General features: G+C 74.2%; 14 protein-coding genes. 11 read left to right on the forward strand and 3 right to left on the reverse strand.

Features of this window, described 5'->3' with window-relative positions; genetic code table 11:
• The first annotated feature begins 69 nt into the window (after positions 1 to 69).
• The 9 genes from ACIOD1_RS08695 to ACIOD1_RS08735 all read left to right on the forward strand — a co-directional run bounded on the left by ACIOD1_RS08695 (position 70) and on the right by ACIOD1_RS08735 (position 7,695).
• On the forward strand, positions 70 to 1,143 hold the full coding sequence (locus tag ACIOD1_RS08695; RefSeq protein ID WP_365617017.1) for an AI-2E family transporter: 1,074 nt from the start codon (positions 70 to 72) through the stop codon (positions 1,141 to 1,143).
• 57 nt (positions 1,144 to 1,200) lie between these two features.
• Positions 1,201 to 1,452 (forward strand): DUF6158 family protein, encoded by a 252-nt coding sequence (locus ACIOD1_RS08700; protein WP_365617015.1) that lies wholly within the window; start codon positions 1,201 to 1,203, stop codon positions 1,450 to 1,452.
• 410 nt (positions 1,453 to 1,862) lie between these two features.
• The gene (locus ACIOD1_RS08705) at positions 1,863 to 2,234 is read left to right on the forward strand and encodes a peptidase inhibitor family I36 protein (RefSeq protein WP_365617013.1); all 372 of its coding nucleotides are present in this window, start codon (positions 1,863 to 1,865) and stop codon (positions 2,232 to 2,234) included.
• Positions 2,235 to 2,388: 154 nt separating this feature from the next.
• Positions 2,389 to 2,577, forward strand: a complete 189-nt coding sequence (locus tag ACIOD1_RS08710; protein WP_401901109.1) for a hypothetical protein — start codon at positions 2,389 to 2,391, stop codon at positions 2,575 to 2,577.
• A 565-nt stretch (positions 2,578 to 3,142) separates the two neighbouring features.
• Positions 3,143 to 3,550, forward strand: coding sequence for a YciI family protein (locus ACIOD1_RS08715; RefSeq protein WP_365617009.1), 408 nt, complete (start codon positions 3,143 to 3,145; stop codon positions 3,548 to 3,550).
• A gap of 8 nt (positions 3,551 to 3,558) precedes the next feature.
• A complete protein-coding gene (locus tag ACIOD1_RS08720) occupies positions 3,559 to 4,704 on the forward strand; it encodes a DUF6596 domain-containing protein (protein ID WP_365617007.1) in 1,146 nt (381 codons plus the stop codon).
• Positions 4,705 to 4,744: 40 nt separating this feature from the next.
• Positions 4,745 to 5,434 (forward strand): CPCC family cysteine-rich protein, encoded by a 690-nt coding sequence (locus ACIOD1_RS08725; RefSeq protein ID WP_365617005.1) that lies wholly within the window; start codon positions 4,745 to 4,747, stop codon positions 5,432 to 5,434.
• A gap of 73 nt (positions 5,435 to 5,507) precedes the next feature.
• Positions 5,508 to 6,125: a TetR/AcrR family transcriptional regulator gene (locus tag ACIOD1_RS08730; RefSeq protein WP_365617003.1), complete on the forward strand. Its 618-nt coding sequence runs from the start codon at positions 5,508 to 5,510 to the stop codon at positions 6,123 to 6,125.
• Between the two features lie 46 nt (positions 6,126 to 6,171).
• Complete coding sequence (locus ACIOD1_RS08735) at positions 6,172 to 7,695, forward strand: MFS transporter (RefSeq protein WP_401901112.1); 1,524 nt, start codon at positions 6,172 to 6,174, stop codon at positions 7,693 to 7,695.
• 43 nt (positions 7,696 to 7,738) lie between these two features.
• Here the strand turns inward: ACIOD1_RS08735 and ACIOD1_RS08740 are convergent, their stop codons facing one another.
• Positions 7,739 to 9,100 (reverse strand): tetratricopeptide repeat protein, encoded by a 1,362-nt coding sequence (locus tag ACIOD1_RS08740; RefSeq protein ID WP_401901113.1) that lies wholly within the window; start codon positions 9,098 to 9,100, stop codon positions 7,739 to 7,741.
• A 149-nt stretch (positions 9,101 to 9,249) separates the two neighbouring features.
• Between ACIOD1_RS08740 and ACIOD1_RS08745 the strand changes: the two genes are divergently transcribed.
• Positions 9,250 to 10,608, forward strand: a complete 1,359-nt coding sequence (locus tag ACIOD1_RS08745) for a M64 family metallopeptidase (RefSeq protein WP_401901115.1) — start codon at positions 9,250 to 9,252, stop codon at positions 10,606 to 10,608.
• Between the two features lie 60 nt (positions 10,609 to 10,668).
• On the opposite strand, the gene ACIOD1_RS08750 is transcribed toward ACIOD1_RS08745, so the two are convergent.
• Together ACIOD1_RS08750 and ACIOD1_RS08755 are read right to left on the reverse strand one after the other, a co-directional pair.
• Positions 10,669 to 11,823 (reverse strand): serine hydrolase domain-containing protein, encoded by a 1,155-nt coding sequence (locus ACIOD1_RS08750; RefSeq protein ID WP_401901117.1) that lies wholly within the window; start codon positions 11,821 to 11,823, stop codon positions 10,669 to 10,671.
• 4 nt (positions 11,824 to 11,827) lie between these two features.
• Positions 11,828 to 13,516: a carboxylesterase family protein gene (locus ACIOD1_RS08755; protein ID WP_365616993.1), complete on the reverse strand. Its 1,689-nt coding sequence runs from the start codon at positions 13,514 to 13,516 to the stop codon at positions 11,828 to 11,830.
• A 242-nt stretch (positions 13,517 to 13,758) separates the two neighbouring features.
• On the opposite strand from ACIOD1_RS08755, the gene ACIOD1_RS08760 reads away from it, so the two are divergent.
• Complete coding sequence (locus ACIOD1_RS08760) at positions 13,759 to 15,159, forward strand: hypothetical protein (protein WP_365616991.1); 1,401 nt, start codon at positions 13,759 to 13,761, stop codon at positions 15,157 to 15,159.
• Positions 15,160 to 15,216: the final 57 nt, after the last annotated feature.

Here is a 15,216-nt window from a genome sequence, read left to right on the forward strand (position 1 = left end):
TCTCCCCGGATGGGGGAAATCCGTCTCCGACGCGTGCCGGCGCCCGTTCGGCGTGGCACCGATGGACCCATGCCGCCGGTGTCCCCGTTCCTGCGTACGGCCGCGTCCTACGCCTGGCGCCTGCTGGTCGTCGGCGCCGCCGTCTACGCGGTCTTCGCCGTCGCCGGCCGGTTCCACGAGATCGGGGTCGCCCTCTTCCTCGGCCTGGTGATCACCGCCCTGCTGATCCGGCCCACCCGCATCCTCGCCCGGGCCATTCCCCGCCCCCTGGCGGTCGCGGTCGCCCTGATCGGCAGCACGGTGCTGCTGCTCGGGGCGCTGGCGCTGGTCGGCGAGGCGGTGGCGGGGGAGACCACCACCTTGGTCCGCGAGTTCCGCGAGGGCCTGACCAGCATCGAGAAGTGGCTGGCCCGGCCGCCCTTCCGGATGGACTCCGAGGCCCTCGGCGCGCTCCAGTCCAAGGTCGGCGAGTACCTCTCCACCCACCGTTCCTCGCTGCTCAGCACCGCCGTCAGCGGCGCCGGCCATGTGGTGCAGGTGGTCACCGTGGTGGCCCTGGGCGTGTTCTCCTCGGTGCTCTTCCTGCACGGCGGGGAACGGCAGTGGGCCTGGTTCTGCGCCCAGGTGCCCCCGGTCTGGCGGGAGCGGGTGGGCGTCGCCGGTCGGGCCGCCTGGCAGACCTTCACCGGCTACACCCACGGCATCGTCCTGGTCGCCGCGACCAACGCCGTCCTGGTCGGATCGGCCCTCTACTTCCTCGGGGTCCCCCTCGCGCTGCCGCTGGCCCTGCTGGAGTTCTTCGCCGCCTTCGTACCGCTGATCGGCTCTCCGGTCGCCCTCGCCGTGGCCGCGGTGGTCGCGCTCGCCGCGCGGGGGCCGGTGATCGCCGCCGTGGTGGTGGCCCTCATCGTGGTCATCGGTCAGATCGAGGGCCACCTCCTGCACCCGCTGGTGATGAGCTGGGCCGTACGACTGCACCCGCTGGTCGTGGCGATCTCGGTGGTCGCCGGAGCGATCGCCGCCGGAGTCGTGGGCGCCGTCGTCGCCGTCCCGCTGGTCTCGGTGTTCTGGTCGGTCCGTACGGCGCTGCGCGCGCGGGCCGCCGTGGACCCCACCGCCCCGGCGGTGGAGGCACCACCCTGACGTCCGTGGCGCGCGACGCCCCACCCGGCCCTACCGTGAGACGTGGAGGTGGTTGCCATGGCGGAGCACCCCGGAGGACCGGCGGCGCGGATGTTGGACGACGGCCGTCTGCTCAGGGAGCTGGAGACCATCCACCGCACCCGGCACGAGACCCTGCTGTACGGCTCGGACGAGGCTCTGGCCACGCACACGCAGCGGGCGCGGGAGCTGGAGGAAGAGTACGTACGCCGTCACCCGCAGCGGGCCCGCACGGCGGGCCGCACCCGTTCGGGCGCCCGGGCGCGCACGGCCGAACCCGACGACGGCTGAGGGCGCGGCCGGATCCGGAGCGCGGGGGAGGGGGCAGGGCTACTCGCCCGCGACCGGGGAGACGGCGGCCGGCGTGAGGCCGCGCAGCGTCACCGTCTTCGTCCAGCGCCGTCGTGGAGATTGAAGCTAAAGAAGAGGTAAAGTCAAACCCGTCGGTTCTCCGGAAAGGCGGCACCGTCCGTCACGGGGCTCGGGATTCAAGGGCCGAACGACGGACGGGTTTTTGGACGGGATGGAAATGCCCGGCTCGTGACGCATGGCTGGTCCGGGGGCTGCGTCCGCGTGTCGGGGCGGCGCGATGTTTTCGTTCGCCGAAAAGTGGCACTGGGCAGCCGGAATCGGGCCCCCACATACTGCTGACGTCGAGCCACAGGTAATTCCCCCACCCGAATGGAAGAGGGATCATTCCCATGCGCATCGTTCGTCCCCTCATGCTCGCCTCCATGGCGCTGGTCGCCGTCATCGGGACCGCTCCCGCCGCCCTCGCCGCCCCGCCCGCGCCGACCGCCTACAACTGCTCCACCGGCTGGTTCTGCATTTACAGCGGCTGGGACGGCACCGGGACGCGCTGTCAGTGGCAGAGCGCCCAGCGGGCGAACACCGCCGACGACTGCAGTTTCATCCGCAACGGGCAGAACGTGCGGTCCGTCGCCAACAGCACCGGTCAGCGCAAGCAGTACTACACCGGAACCAACTACAACAACCGCGTCGGATCGACGCCTTCGGGCGGCAGCGGAAACCTCCAGGGGAGCTACCAGATCCGCTCCTTCAAACCCCAATAGCAGCCCTTCCTCGGCCTCTCCGGCCGGTAAGCCAAATCTGCGCACGCCGAATTGACGATTCCTCACCTCCGCCCTACCTCTCGGGGTGTCCGCCGACCCGGACGCCCCGGGATCCCCTTCGCGCCCTGAAGGCGCGGTGCGTCACCATGGCCGCATGGGAGCGGCCGTGGTGGCGGATCTGGGGGGACGGGCCTTGGCGGTGGCACGCACCGTCGAGGAGGCGGGCGACCGGGAGGCGCACGCGGACCTGTTGCGGCGGGCGGCGGCGGACGAATTCGCGTCGGTGCCGCTCGGACTGGAGCTGAACGACTCGGGTGATCTCTTCGAACGCGCGGTGGGATGAGCGCTGTTGGGGCACGCGAGCGAGTGTCACGAGACCCTGCGCGCGACGACGGCGCCGGCGCTGGTCGCCCTCGCGGCGCGGGAGACCGCGCGCGGGTGCTGTGGTCCCTGCCGCGTGCGATCGAGGCGACCGGCCCGGGACGGCGACCCGGAGGTCTGCGACGGGGCCACCTTCACCCTGGGCTTCCCGCTAAAAGGTCGACGCCCCGGCGATCCGGGCCGCGCTCTGGGCACGCACCGCGGACGCGCACGCACCGCCCCGTGCGGAGGCCGCCCGCGGATTGGCCCGCCGACGCGACGTTCGAGCGGTCCCCCTGCTGACACGGCTGCTCGCAGACCCTGAGGGCGCGCACGTCCACACCGTCGAAGCCCTCTGCCACCGGGCCGGCGGCCTCCCCCGGGCGCGCCGCCGACCTGGTCGTGTCCGACCTCCTGGGGACGGGTCGCCCGCACCCCGTCCGAAAGAACCCGAAGAAACTTCGGCGACGATGTCGAGAACCCGTGCCGGGCTCCGTCCCCGTGGTGAAGGCGACCACAATGGGTCGCCGGCACAGAGGAGAGACACGATGGCCAAGTACCTGCTGCTCAAGCACTACCGTGGCGCCCCGGCCGCGGTCAACGACGTACCCATGGACCGGTGGACGCCCCAGGAGATCTCGGACCACATGCAGTACATGCAGGACTTCGCGGACCGGCTGGAGAAGACCGGCGAGTTCGTCGACGGCCAGGCCCTCGCGCCCGGAGGGACGTTCGTACGCTACGACGGGGAGGGGCGCCCGCCCGTCACCGACGGCCCCTTCGCCGAGACCAAGGACCTCATCGCCGGCTGGATGGTCATCGACGTCGACAGCTACGACCGCGCCGTCGAACTGGCCGGCGAGCTGTCCGCCGCCCCCGGAGCGGGCGGGAAGCCGATCCACGAGTGGCTGGAGCTGCGCCCCTTCCTGACCGCGCCCCCCACCATCACGGAGTGACCCCACCGATGAACGAGGCACTGCTCAGGAGCCTCACCCCGAGCGTGCTCGGGATCCTCGTCCGCCGCGGAGCCGACTTCGCGGCGGCCGAGGACGCCGTGCAGGAGGCCCTGGTCGAGGCGGTCCGCGTCTGGCCCGCCGACCCGCCCCGGGACCCGAAGGGCTGGCTGGTCACCGTGGCCTGGCGGCGGTTCCTCGACGCTACCCGGGCGGACACCGCGCGCCGCCGACGTGAGGACCGCGTCGAGGAGGAACCGGCGCCGGGCCCCGCGCCGGCGGTGGACGACACCCTCCAGCTCTACTTCCTGTGCGCCCACCCGTCACTCACCGCGTCGTCCGCGGTGGCGCTCACGCTGCGCGCGGTCGGCGGGCTGACCACCCGCCAGATCGCCGCGGCCTACCTCGTCCCCGAGGCGACCATGGCCCAGCGCATCAGTCGGGCCAAGCGCACGCTCTCCGGCGTGCGCTTCGACCGTCCCGGCGACGTCGCCACCGTGCTGCGCGTCCTCTACCTGGTCTTCAACGAGGGTTACTCCGGCGACGTCGACCTCGCCGCCGAGGCCATCCGGCTCACCCGGCGACTCGCGGCCTCCATCGACCACCCGGAGGTGGCGGGGCTCCTGGCCCTCATGCTGCTCCACCACGCCCGGCGCTCCGCCCGGACCCGCCCCGACGGCAGCCTGGTACCGCTCGCCGAGCAGGATCGCTCCCGATGGGACACCGTCTCGATCGCCGAGGGGGTCCGGATCCTCCAGGCGGCCCTCGCCCGCGACCGGCTGGGCGAGTTCCAGGCTCAGGCCGCCATCGCCGCGCTGCACGCCGACGCGCGCACCGCCGAGGAGACCGACTGGGTGCAGATCGTGGAGTGGTACGACGAGCTCGCGCGCCTGACGGACAGCCCCGTCGTCCGGCTCAACCGTGCGGTGGCCGTGGGCGAGGCGGACGGACCGCGCGCCGGCCTGGCGGCGCTCGCGGCCGTCGACGACTCCCTGCCCCGGCACACGGCCGTCGCGGCGTACCTCCACGAGCGCGACGGCGACCCGGCGACGGCGGCGCGGCTGTACGCCGAGGCCGCCCGCAAGGCGCCCGACCTGGCGGAACGCGACCACCTGACCCGCCAGGCCGCCCGCCTCAACGCGCGGAGCGGCCCGTGACCGAGTCGCTGCCGCTCGCGGCACGGATCAGACCGCCCCGGTGAACACCCGCCGCCCGTGCCCCTGTTGTGGTCATCTCGTCTTCGACACCGAGGAGGGGTGGCCCGGTTCGTACGCCGCCTGCCCGATCTGCTCCTGGGAAGACGACCCGGAACAGTTCCGTTGGCCGTTCCGGGCCGGCGGCGCCAATCGATGGTCGCTGGCCGAAGCCCAGCAGAACGTCCGGGCCTACGGCGCCTGCGATCAGCGGGGCCGGCGGTTCGCCCGGCCCCCGTCGCATGACGAACCTCGCGATCCGGCATGGCGCCCGATCGACCCGACCGTCGACTCGTTCGAGGATTTCGCAGGCGAGGGCCGGCGCCCATGGCCCGAGGACCGGTCCGTCCTGTGTTGGTGGCTCCCCTCCTTCTGGGGAGTCCCCGAGGAGCCGGAGTGCGATCCGGTCCGCGAGGTGGTGATCGACGTCGGTTCGGTGCGCGTCGAGCGCGATCTCCATGAGGTCCTCAAGAGGGCGCTCGGCTTCCCGCCGTTCTACGGCATGAACCGGGCCGCGTTCCATGATGCGATCACCGGCCTCGTCGCGATGCCCGAAGTCCTGCGCTTCGTCCACTGGGCGGAGCTGGAACTCCGACAGCCGTCGGCCGCGACGGCGCTCCGCGACGAACTGAGGGCCTACGGCCAGACGGCGGCCAGGGTCTTCAGCGTCTCCTATGACGGTCGGGTCGACTGACGGTCACACCGGATGAGCCATCTTTGCATCGAGTGAGACAGATCTGTATCATTCGAGGCGAAGGAGGCTCATCATGGTGCCCGAAGAAGAACTGCTGGACGCCGCCGCAGGTGTGCTCGCCGGAGATCACAGCGCCTCGATGGTGCAGATCGCCGCCGGCATCGGCACCAGCCGCGCCACCCTGAGCCGCCGTTACGCGACCCGTGAGGCCCTGCTCAAGGCCGTCGCCGTCCGCGCCATCCACGTGGTCGACGGGTGCCTGGCCCCGGCCGACCTCGTCGAGACGGGCGACGCGGGCGCCGACGGGGAGGCCTTCGACGCCGCCCTGGAGGAACTGGTCGTCGCCCTGCTGCCCGCCGCCCACCTGTACGGGTTCACCTCGCGCGACGCCACCGTTCTCGCCGACCCCGACTTCCGCGCCGGCCTGGAGCGCCAGGACCAGCGGGCCCTGCGCTTCCTCGACCTCGGCCGGCGGCTCGGACGGCTCGACGCCGACCTCCCGCCGTACTGGATCTGGTACTCCCTCTGGGGACTGCTCGACGCCGCCGCCGAAGGCGTGCGCGACGGCCACCTGGCCCCCCGCGAGATCGGCCGCCTGGTCCTGACCTCCTTCCTCGGCGGAGCCCGGCACGCCCGGCCGCCCTGGCCCGCCACGGAGCCCGCAGCCCGCGTCCCCGAGCCCGACGCCTGATCCGCCGCCCCGGGCGGCCCCCGTGCACGACCCCGAACGGAACCCCATGCACACCCCCACGCCGGACCCCCGCCGCTGGATCATCCTGGCGATCCTCTCCGGCAGCCTCCTGCTCATCTCGATGGACACCACGATCCTCAACGTGGCCTTCCCCTCGCTCGTTGCCGATCTCCAGCCCGGCGCCGTGCAACAGCTGTGGATCATCGACGTCTACGCGCTCGCCCTGTCCGGCCTGCTGGTCACCGCCGGCGCGCTCGGCGACCGGTGGGGCCGCAAGCGGCTGCTGATGGCGGGCTTCGGCATCTTCTCCGCGGCGTCGCTGATCGCCGTGTTCTCCACCGAGGCCTGGCACCTCATCGCGGCCCGCGCCCTGCTCGGCATAGGCGGCGCGGCCATCATGCCGTCCACCCTGTCGATCCTGCGCAGCGTCTTCACCGACGCCAAGGAGCGCGCCTTCGCCCTCGCCGTCTGGGCCGCCGTCTTCGGCGGCGGCATGGCCTTCGGCCCCGTCGTCGGCGGCCTCCTGGTCCAGGACTACGGCTGGCACTCCGCCTTCCTCCTCAACCTCCCCGTCGCCGCCCTGATCATCGCCGCCGGCCTGCGCTACCTGCCCGAATCGCGGGGCACGCTCAACGCCGGACGCTGGGACTGGTGGGGCGTCGGCCAGTCGATCGTCGGCATGCTGGCCCTCGCGGGCGGCATCAAGCAGCTCGGCAAGAGCGGCGTCATGGACCCCGTGCCCTGGGCACTGCTGATCCTCGCCGCCGTCTCGCTCACGGTGTTCGTCCGCCGCCAGCTGCGCGTGGACCACCCGCTGCTCCAGGTGCGGCTGTTCGCCAAGCCCGCCTTCAGCGTGGCCGCCACGGCCATCTTCCTGCCCATGGTCGGCATGGGCGCGATCCTCTTCCTCGTCACCCAGTGGTTCCAGTACGGCCAGGGCTACACCCCCCTGGAGGCCGGGCTGCGCCTGCTGCCCGCCCCGCTCGCCCTGATCTGCGCCTCGATGGTGGCGCCCACCCTGATGCACCGCTTCCCGATCCGGCACGTGCTCGGCGCCGGGCTCGTGGTCCTCGCGGCCGGCATGGCACTGCCCTGGGTCTTCCAGCAGTTCACCGACCTCGGCTACCCCGCCTTCGCCGCGGCGCTCACCGTCATGGGGCTCGGGGCGGGCACCGCCACCACCGTGGCCTCCGTGACCCTGATCTCCACCGCACCCGCCGACCAGGTCTCCAGCGCCGCCGCCATCGAGGAGACCTGCTACGAACTCGGCTCCGCGATGGGCGTCGCCATCCTCGGCAGCACCGCCGCCACCCTCTACCGGGGCAACCTGCCCGCGCTCGACCTGGACGCCCCCACCACGGCCGCCGTACGGGACTCCGTGGGCGAGGCGGCGCACACCGCCGAGCGCCTCGGCGGCTCCGTCGGCCAGGCCCTCCTCGACACCGCCTCACAGGCCTACACCCTGGCCATCACCCCGGCGTTCCTGATGGCCGGAGCGCTGGCCGTCGCCGCCGCGGCCACCACCTGGGCGATGATCCCGCGCGACCTCCAGCCCACCGAGAACCACTGACCCCCGACGGGGCCCCCGTCCGCCGCCGCTCCCGGCCCCGCCCTCAGTGCGGCGCCGGGAGCGGCGGCGTCCGCGCGTGCGGGGGAGCGGCCGGAGCCGGGCCCAGGGTGGTGGTGCCCGGGGTCGCGCGGTGCCCCAGCCCCGTCCGGTAGGCGTCCAGCGCCGCCTCCGTACGGCCCTCCCGCCGCAGCAGGTCCCCCAAGAGCCGGCACAGGTCGGCGAGGTCCCCCGAAGCGCCGCTGCGCTCCAACAGCGACAGCGCCCGTACGTAGTGCGCCTCGGCCGCCTCCGGATCCCCGCGCTCCTGCGCGATCAGCCCCAACAGCCGGTGCGCGCCGCCCGCGTGCACCGCCCCCGGGCCCGGTCCCGGCTCCAGCAGCCCCGACACCAGCTCGGCCGCCTCCTCGTACCGCCCCAGCCGGCGCAGCACGTCGGCCAGCTCCACCTCCACCTGCGCCGTGTACAGGGCGGCCTTCCGCTCCGCCAGCATCTCCCGGGCCGTCCGCAACTCCCGTTCCGCCGACTCCAGTTCCCCGTGTTGGGCCTGGAGGTAGCCGCGCATCCAGTGGCAGTGCGCCAGATCGGTGCGCAGCCGCAGCTGGCGGTAGACCGCCTGGGCCTTGGCCAGGGAGGCGTCGGCGTCGGCGGCCCGTCCCTCCGCCAGGAAGGTGCGCGCCACCTGTCGGTGCATGCCCGCCACCAGGGCCGGATCGCCCACCTGCGGGGCCAGCGCGAGGGCCAGCTCGGCGGCGTGGGCCGCGCGGGCGTGGGCGCCCATGTCCATGTACGGGCCGATGACCGCCGCGTACAGCAGCACCAGCGTCTCCGGATCTCCCAGCCCGCTCGTGTTGAGCGCGTCGATCGTCGACTCCAGCAGATAGCAGGCGTACCGCAGCTCCCCTGACAGGAGGTGGACGACGGCCCGGCCGCGCACCGCCCGGGCCCGGCGGGGGAGCGGCTCGCCGGCCAGGAGGAGTTCGGCCGCCTCGAAGTGCCCCGCCGCCCCGATGAGTTCGCCGACCTCCAGCGCGCAGTCCCCAAGCCCCAGGAGCGCCTCGGCCCGCTCGTCGGTCAGCTCCAGGCGTTCCGCCTCCGCCAGCACCGCCCGGTACGCGGTCGACGCCTCCCGGGCCGAACCGGTGGCCAGGGTGCGTTGGGCGTCCGTCAACGCCAGGCGCAGCTCCGTGGCCCACCGCGGCGGGCGGCCCGTGGTCAACTCCTCGTAGGAGACCCCGAGCCGCTCGGAGAGGAAGCGCAGGGCGGTCTCCGACGGCCGCACCTTGCCCGCCTCCAGGGTGGACACGTAGGCCGGGGTGTAGGCGGGCTCGACCAACTGCCTCTGTGTCAGGCCGCGTTGCGCGCGCAGCCGCTGTACCCGGCGGCCGATCTCGACCGGTTCGTCCACGACGCCTCCCGCTGAGCCGCTTGATGTGCCGTCTCCGCATTATCCGAGGGGAGTCGGGCATTGCGCACCGTCCGTGCGCCCCCTAATTTAAGCAGCCGGTTCACTCCATTTATCTTCTCGCTTAACTCCCGCCCCCCACGGAGGACTTGATGAGATCCGCCACCGCGCCCCGCGCGGCGCGCCGCACCGTGCTCGCGGCCGCCTGCGCCGCCGCGGCGTTGCTCGCCGCGATCGCCCCCGCGGCAGCCACCCCGGCCCCCGCTCCCGCCCCGCACGGCAGCGTCGAGGTCGAGATACCCGGGCCCGAACAGGGCGACGAGGCGGGCTCCGGCCGGGCCCGCGTTCCCGTCGCCGGCCGGGCGAAGACCGCGTCCCGCCTTTCCGGAGCGGCGCGCGAGGCCGACGGCCGCGTCACCAAGGCGATCGACAACGGACCCGTCTCCGACCGTCTGGACGTGGTGATCGTCGGCGACGGCTACACCGCGGCGGAGCTCGACCGCTTCCATGCCGACGCCCGCGCCAAATGGGCCGAGGTCACCGCCGTCGAGCCCTACACGACGTACCGGGACCTGTTCAACGTGTGGACCGTGGACGCGGTCTCCGCCGAGTCCGGTACCTCCGGCGACCCCGGCCCCGAGGTCGTCCGCGACACCGCCCTCGGCGCGTACTTCTGGTGCGAGGACATCGAGCGGCTGCTCTGCGTGGACCGGACCAAGGTGGACGCCTACGTGGCCCGGGCCCCCGCCGCCGACCTGGTCATCGTCCTCGCCAACAGCGCCAAATACGGCGGCGCGGGCTACAACGAGCCCGATCCCGTGCTGGGTTACGAGGGCATCTCCACCGCCTCCGCCGGCCACCCCAAGTCCGGGCAGGTCGCCATCCACGAGACGGGGCACTCCCTCGGCAAGCTCGCCGACGAGTACTTCTACCCCGGCGTCCCCGGATACGAGAAGTACGAGGGCCCCGAGCCCACCGAGCCCAACTCCTCCACCCTGGACGCGGGCCGGATGGCCGCCGAACGGGCCAAGTGGTTCCGCTGGCTCGGCGAACCGTCTCCGGACGGAGGCACGGTCGGCGCCTACGAGGGTGGCGGCTACTACGTCACGGGGCTGACGCGGCCCACCGACAACTCGCTGATGCGGGTCCTGGGCAAGCCGTTCAACCTGCCCGGGGTCGAGGCGATGACCGCCGGCTTCCTGCGCCACGCCACCCTCGTCACCCCGCGCACCCCCACCGACCGGACCCTCCGGTTCGGGCAGGGCGCGAAGGTCACCGTCCCCCGCCTGGCCGCGCCCGACGGCCGTCAGGCGGTGGTCCGTTGGTACCTGGACGGGCGCGAGGTCAAGCGGTTCGCGGGCCGCGCCGAGGTGCGCGTGGCCGAGCTGTGGCTCCTCGACCCGCGCACCCACACCCTCACCGTGAGCGCCGAGGACCGCTCCCCGGCCGTCCGGGACCCGGAGATCGCCCGCACCCTGCGCTCCACCGCGAGCTGGCGGGTGCGCCTGTAGGCCGTCCCTTTCGGATCTCGCCGGGCCCGCCGAGATCCGAACGGGACGACCGGGGCCCGCTCAGGCGCCGGCCGCGTACCGCCAGAAGTCGCGCATCACGGCGGGCGGGGTCGGGCCGTCGAGTTCCCGTTGGGTCAGCAGCACCGAGACGGTCCCGTCCGACGGGACCACGTGCGAGGCCGTCCCCGTGCCGCCCACCCATCCGTAGCGGCCGGGGCGGTTCCAGGGATCGCGGAGCGTGACGTCGACGGAGCCGCCGTAGCCCCAGCCCTGCCCCTCCAGGAACAGTTCGCCGCCCGCCCGCTGGGCCGGTGTCAGCCGGTCGGTGGTCATCTGCCGTACGGAGGCGGCCGAGAGCAGCACCCGCCCGTCGGCGGCGGCGCCCCCGGTGAGCAGCATCCGGCCGAAGGCGTACAGGTCGGCGGCGGTGGACACGAGCCCGCCCGCGCCGGACGGGAACGCCGGCGGCCGGCTCCACTGCCCGTCGGGGGCGTCGACCGGTTGAAGGGAGCCGTCTTCGCCACCCCCGCGGTAGTAGCCCGTGAACCGGCCCAGCTCCGCCCTCGGCACCGAGAACCCGGTGTCCTCCATGCCCAGCGGCCCCAGCAGCCGTTCGGCCAGGAACTCCGGGAGGGGCTGCCCCGAGGCGCGGGCGACGAGCACGCCCAGGATGTCGGAGCAGGTGTTGTACAGCCAGACCTCGCCCGGCTGGTGGAGCAGCGGGATCCGGGACAGCGCCGCCATCCACTCGTCCGGCGCCGCGACCTGCTGCGGCTGCGGTGGGCCCTGACCCAGCTCCGAGAAGAGCAGGCCGACCGCCGGGTGGGAGAAGTCCGACGGGAACCCCCAGCCGGCCCGGAAGGACAACAGGTCCTCCACCGTGATCGGGCGGGCGGCCGGCACCACGTCGTCCACCGGGCCGTCGGGTCGTCGCACGACCACCGGCGAGGCCAGCTCCGGCAGCCACCTCGCCACGGGGGAGTCCAGCTCCAGCCGGCCGTCATCGATCAGCAGCATCACCGCGGCGGCGGTGATCGGCTTGGTGAGGGAGGCCACCCGGAAGAGGGTGTCCGCGGCCATCGGCACGGAACCGCCCGCCTCGGTGTACCCGAGGGCAACGGTCTCCATCCGGTCCCCGCGAGCGACCAGGGCCACCGCCCCGGGCAGCGCCCCGTCGCGCACGTACGGGTCGAGGATCTCGCGCAGGCCGGTCATAGGGTCACCTTCCGGAGGGCTGGTCTGGCGTGGACAGGCCGTCCCACAGGGCGCAGTGCCGGTCGGCCGCGACATCGGCCGGGCCGGTGCCCCCCGGTCCGGGGGCCAGGCGCAACACCCGCCCGCCGGAGGGCCCGTACCGGGGCCACTCGACCGCACCCGGCGCGCCGGGGGAACCGGTGCGGGTGAAGCGCGTCCAGTACCCCTCCATCCTCTCGGACAGGGCCTGTTGGGGAGTCTCCAGGGCCTCCGTCCCGAACAGGTAGGGCAGTTCGAAGCCGTGCGAGGCCCCGTACGGGAAGCCGGGGACGTCCGCCAGACCGGTACGGTTCGGCGCGTCCCGGTCGGCGAACAGGTAGGCGTACGTGGGCACGTGACGGGCCAGCGCCCGGGCGTCGCGTAGCGCGGGACAGGTGAAGGAGGCGTCCGAGAGGGCGGCGGCCCAGGCCAGCGCGGCCGTCGGGAAGTCGGCCGCCGGGTACGCGGCCTCGATCCGGGGGGCCGCCGGCCCGAAGGAGGTCGCCAGCCGTCGCCGGTAGGCCGGCTCCCCGTCGACCGGATCGGCCGCCAGGCCCTGCCCGACGAACACGCGCATCTCGTCCAGGGTCGTGCCCTGCACCACCGGGACCCGGTGGAAGCGCCCCGCCTCCAGCGCCCGCCGGGGTTCGAGGGGCAACAGCTCCGTGCCGTAGGGGACCCCCGAGAACAGGGCCATCAGCTCGGGCGTAGCGAGGCTCTCCGCGTCCAGCCCGCGCAGGCAGGCCAGTTCCCCGCCCGGCGGGTGGTCGCCGCAACCGAGCCGGTCCGCCGCGGCCGCGCCGGCCGCGACGACCCGCTCCTGGGGCACGAAGGGCTCGTACGCGCCGAGCGTCGGCATCAGGGAGTACGGGGGCATCGTGAGCGAGCAGGGGCCGCTCTGCGAGATCGCCCGCGCGAACAGGCCGGCGGAGGCGGGGGAGACCAGGTGCGCGCAGACGCTGAGGCCGCCCGCCGACTCCCCGAAGACGGTGACCCGCCCCGGATCGCCCCCGAAGCGCGTCGCGTTGGCCCGCACCCAGCGCAGCGCCGCCTGTTGGTCGGCGAGCCCGAAGCCGGGGGCGCCGCCCAACTCCGGGTGGCCGAGGAAGCCGAAGATCCCCAGCCGGTAGTTGACCGTGACGACCACCGCCCCGCCGCGCGTGACCAGCGGGCCGGGCCGGTACAGGTCGCCGGCGCCGAGGCGGAAGCCCCCGCCGTGGAACCACACCATCACCGGCCGGTCGCGCTCGGGCCCCGTCGGAGCGGTGACGTTCAGGAACAGGCAGTCCTCCGACCCGGACGGCCCGCCCGGGCCCAGCGCGGGGAGCTGGACGCAACGGGCCCCGGGTGTTCCCGCGTCGAGCACGCCGGTCCGGTGGGGCGCCGGCCCGGGCGGACGCCAGCGCTGCGGCCCGATCGGCGCGGCGGCGTACGGGAGGCCCTCGTAGGTCGCGTACGCCCCGTGCGCGCGGCCCCGTACGGGCCCCTCGGCGGTCTCCACGACCGGCCGCGCCGGGTCCTCGGGCGCGGCGGCCGAGGCCCCGGCGACACCCGCGGGCAGCGTGAGCGCCGGTACCAGAAGGGACAGCAGTGCGAGGGCCGCCAGCGGGGCGGACAGCAGCGCGCTCCGGTGGGTGCGCGGGGGGCGGGGCCGGGCCGGGTGCGGTTCCTGCAAGGCGGGGCCCTCTCCTGGACGGTGGACCGGGCCACTGTGCCCCGTCGCCCCGGACGGGGACCGCTCCGGCGCCCGCGTGTCCGCCGCACCCCCCGTACAGCCCGGGTCGCCCCCCGTTTGCCGGCCCCGAATGGCGCAGTGGGCCGGAGTGGCGCTGAATGTAACAAAGCGTGCGCTTCCCGTGACGCACGATGACCGGCGCACGACGTGTAGACCCGTGTGTCGGCGAACGGAGTTCTCCCATGAATGACCCCAGCACCCTCGCGGCGACGCAACCCCAGGACCGCGACGGGCTTCCCCTGACCCAGGACCCGACCTACGGACCGCACCCGACGGGGGCGCCGGATCCGGCCGCGACGTCGCAGCCGGTCGGCCCGCCGGACCCGGTGGACGGAGCGCACCCCGTCATGGTGCCGGTCGTCGTACCGGCCGCCGTGTCGACCGTCGGGCCGGTCACCGTCCCGGCCGCCGTCCCCGCCGCCGTGTCGGTGTCCGTGGCCGCGCCCGCCCCGCCCGCCGTGCCCGTGGCCGTCCAGGCCGTCGTACAGGCACCGGTGGGCCCCACCCCGACCGATCAGGTCCCGACGCATCCGGTCTCGACGCATCCGGTCTCGACGCATCCGGTCCCGGTGGATCCGTCGCCGGTGGTCCCCGAGCCGCCGGCGCGGGTCGCGCCGGCACCCGAACCCCGACCCGAAGCCCAACCCCGACCCGAACCCGACTCCGACCTCGATCCCGAACCCGACCTCGATCCCGCATCGGCCGCTCCGCACGCCGAGCCCATAAGGACCCTGCTGGAGACGGCCGCCACCTGTCGGCCCCTCGAAGAGGTCACGGCCCTGGTCGGCCTGCTCAAGCAGACCGGCCAACTCCCGAACCTCGGGCACGAGGCGCTCCGGGCGGCAGCGGTAGGCCGGCCGGTGGACGAGGTCCGGCAGATGGTCGCCCTGTTGGCCGAGTCCCCGCACGAAGAGGTCGAGGCCGCCATCACCCTGCGGGCGGCGGCCGTCGGTCGGCCCATCGAGGACGTGGCCCTGCTGGTCAGCATCCTCGGACCGGACGCGGCGGTCGGCGGGACCGGCTCCGACGCGGAGCGCGGCGCGGCCCGTCGCGGTGCGGACGGTCCTCAGGCCGGACCGGCCCCCACCCGGCCGGAACCGGCCCCGCCGACCCGGCCGGTCCGCCGGCCCGCACCGGCGCAGCCCCCTCCGTCCCGTGGCGGTGGCGCCCTGCGGCACCTGCTGCGCTGGCCGACGGCGGCGCTCCTGCTGCTCGTCGGGGTGCTGCACCTGCCCGGTGACGTGGCGGTCCTGCCCGTCGCGGGTCCGGGTGCGCTGTTGCCCGTCGCCGCGTCCGTGCTGTGCCTGGGCGTCGGCGTCCTGCTGGCGCTGCGGGACACCGCCGCGGTCTGGCGGGGCGTGGCGGTGGCGGCCCTGGCCGTGGTGACCCTGCACGTGGTGGGCGGCATCGTCCTCTTCGACCCCCTCGACGGGGCGCTGGGCGGGCCGCACGGCTGGGCCGGGATCACCGCGGTGCTGTGCGCCGGATCGGTGGCCGTCCTGTCCGGGCTGGCCCTGAGGTACCGGCCGGCCGAGGCCGATGCGGGCGAGCGGTCCGCCGAACGGTCCGCCGAACGGGTCTGACCCTCCGGCCCCGTTCCGCCCCGAACCCGGGCGCACGACCCCGGCTCCCTCCCCGTA

The sequence above is a fragment of the Streptomyces sp. NPDC088097 genome (assembly GCF_044741845.1).
In the GTDB taxonomy this organism is placed as follows: domain Bacteria; phylum Actinomycetota; class Actinomycetes; order Streptomycetales; family Streptomycetaceae; genus Streptomyces.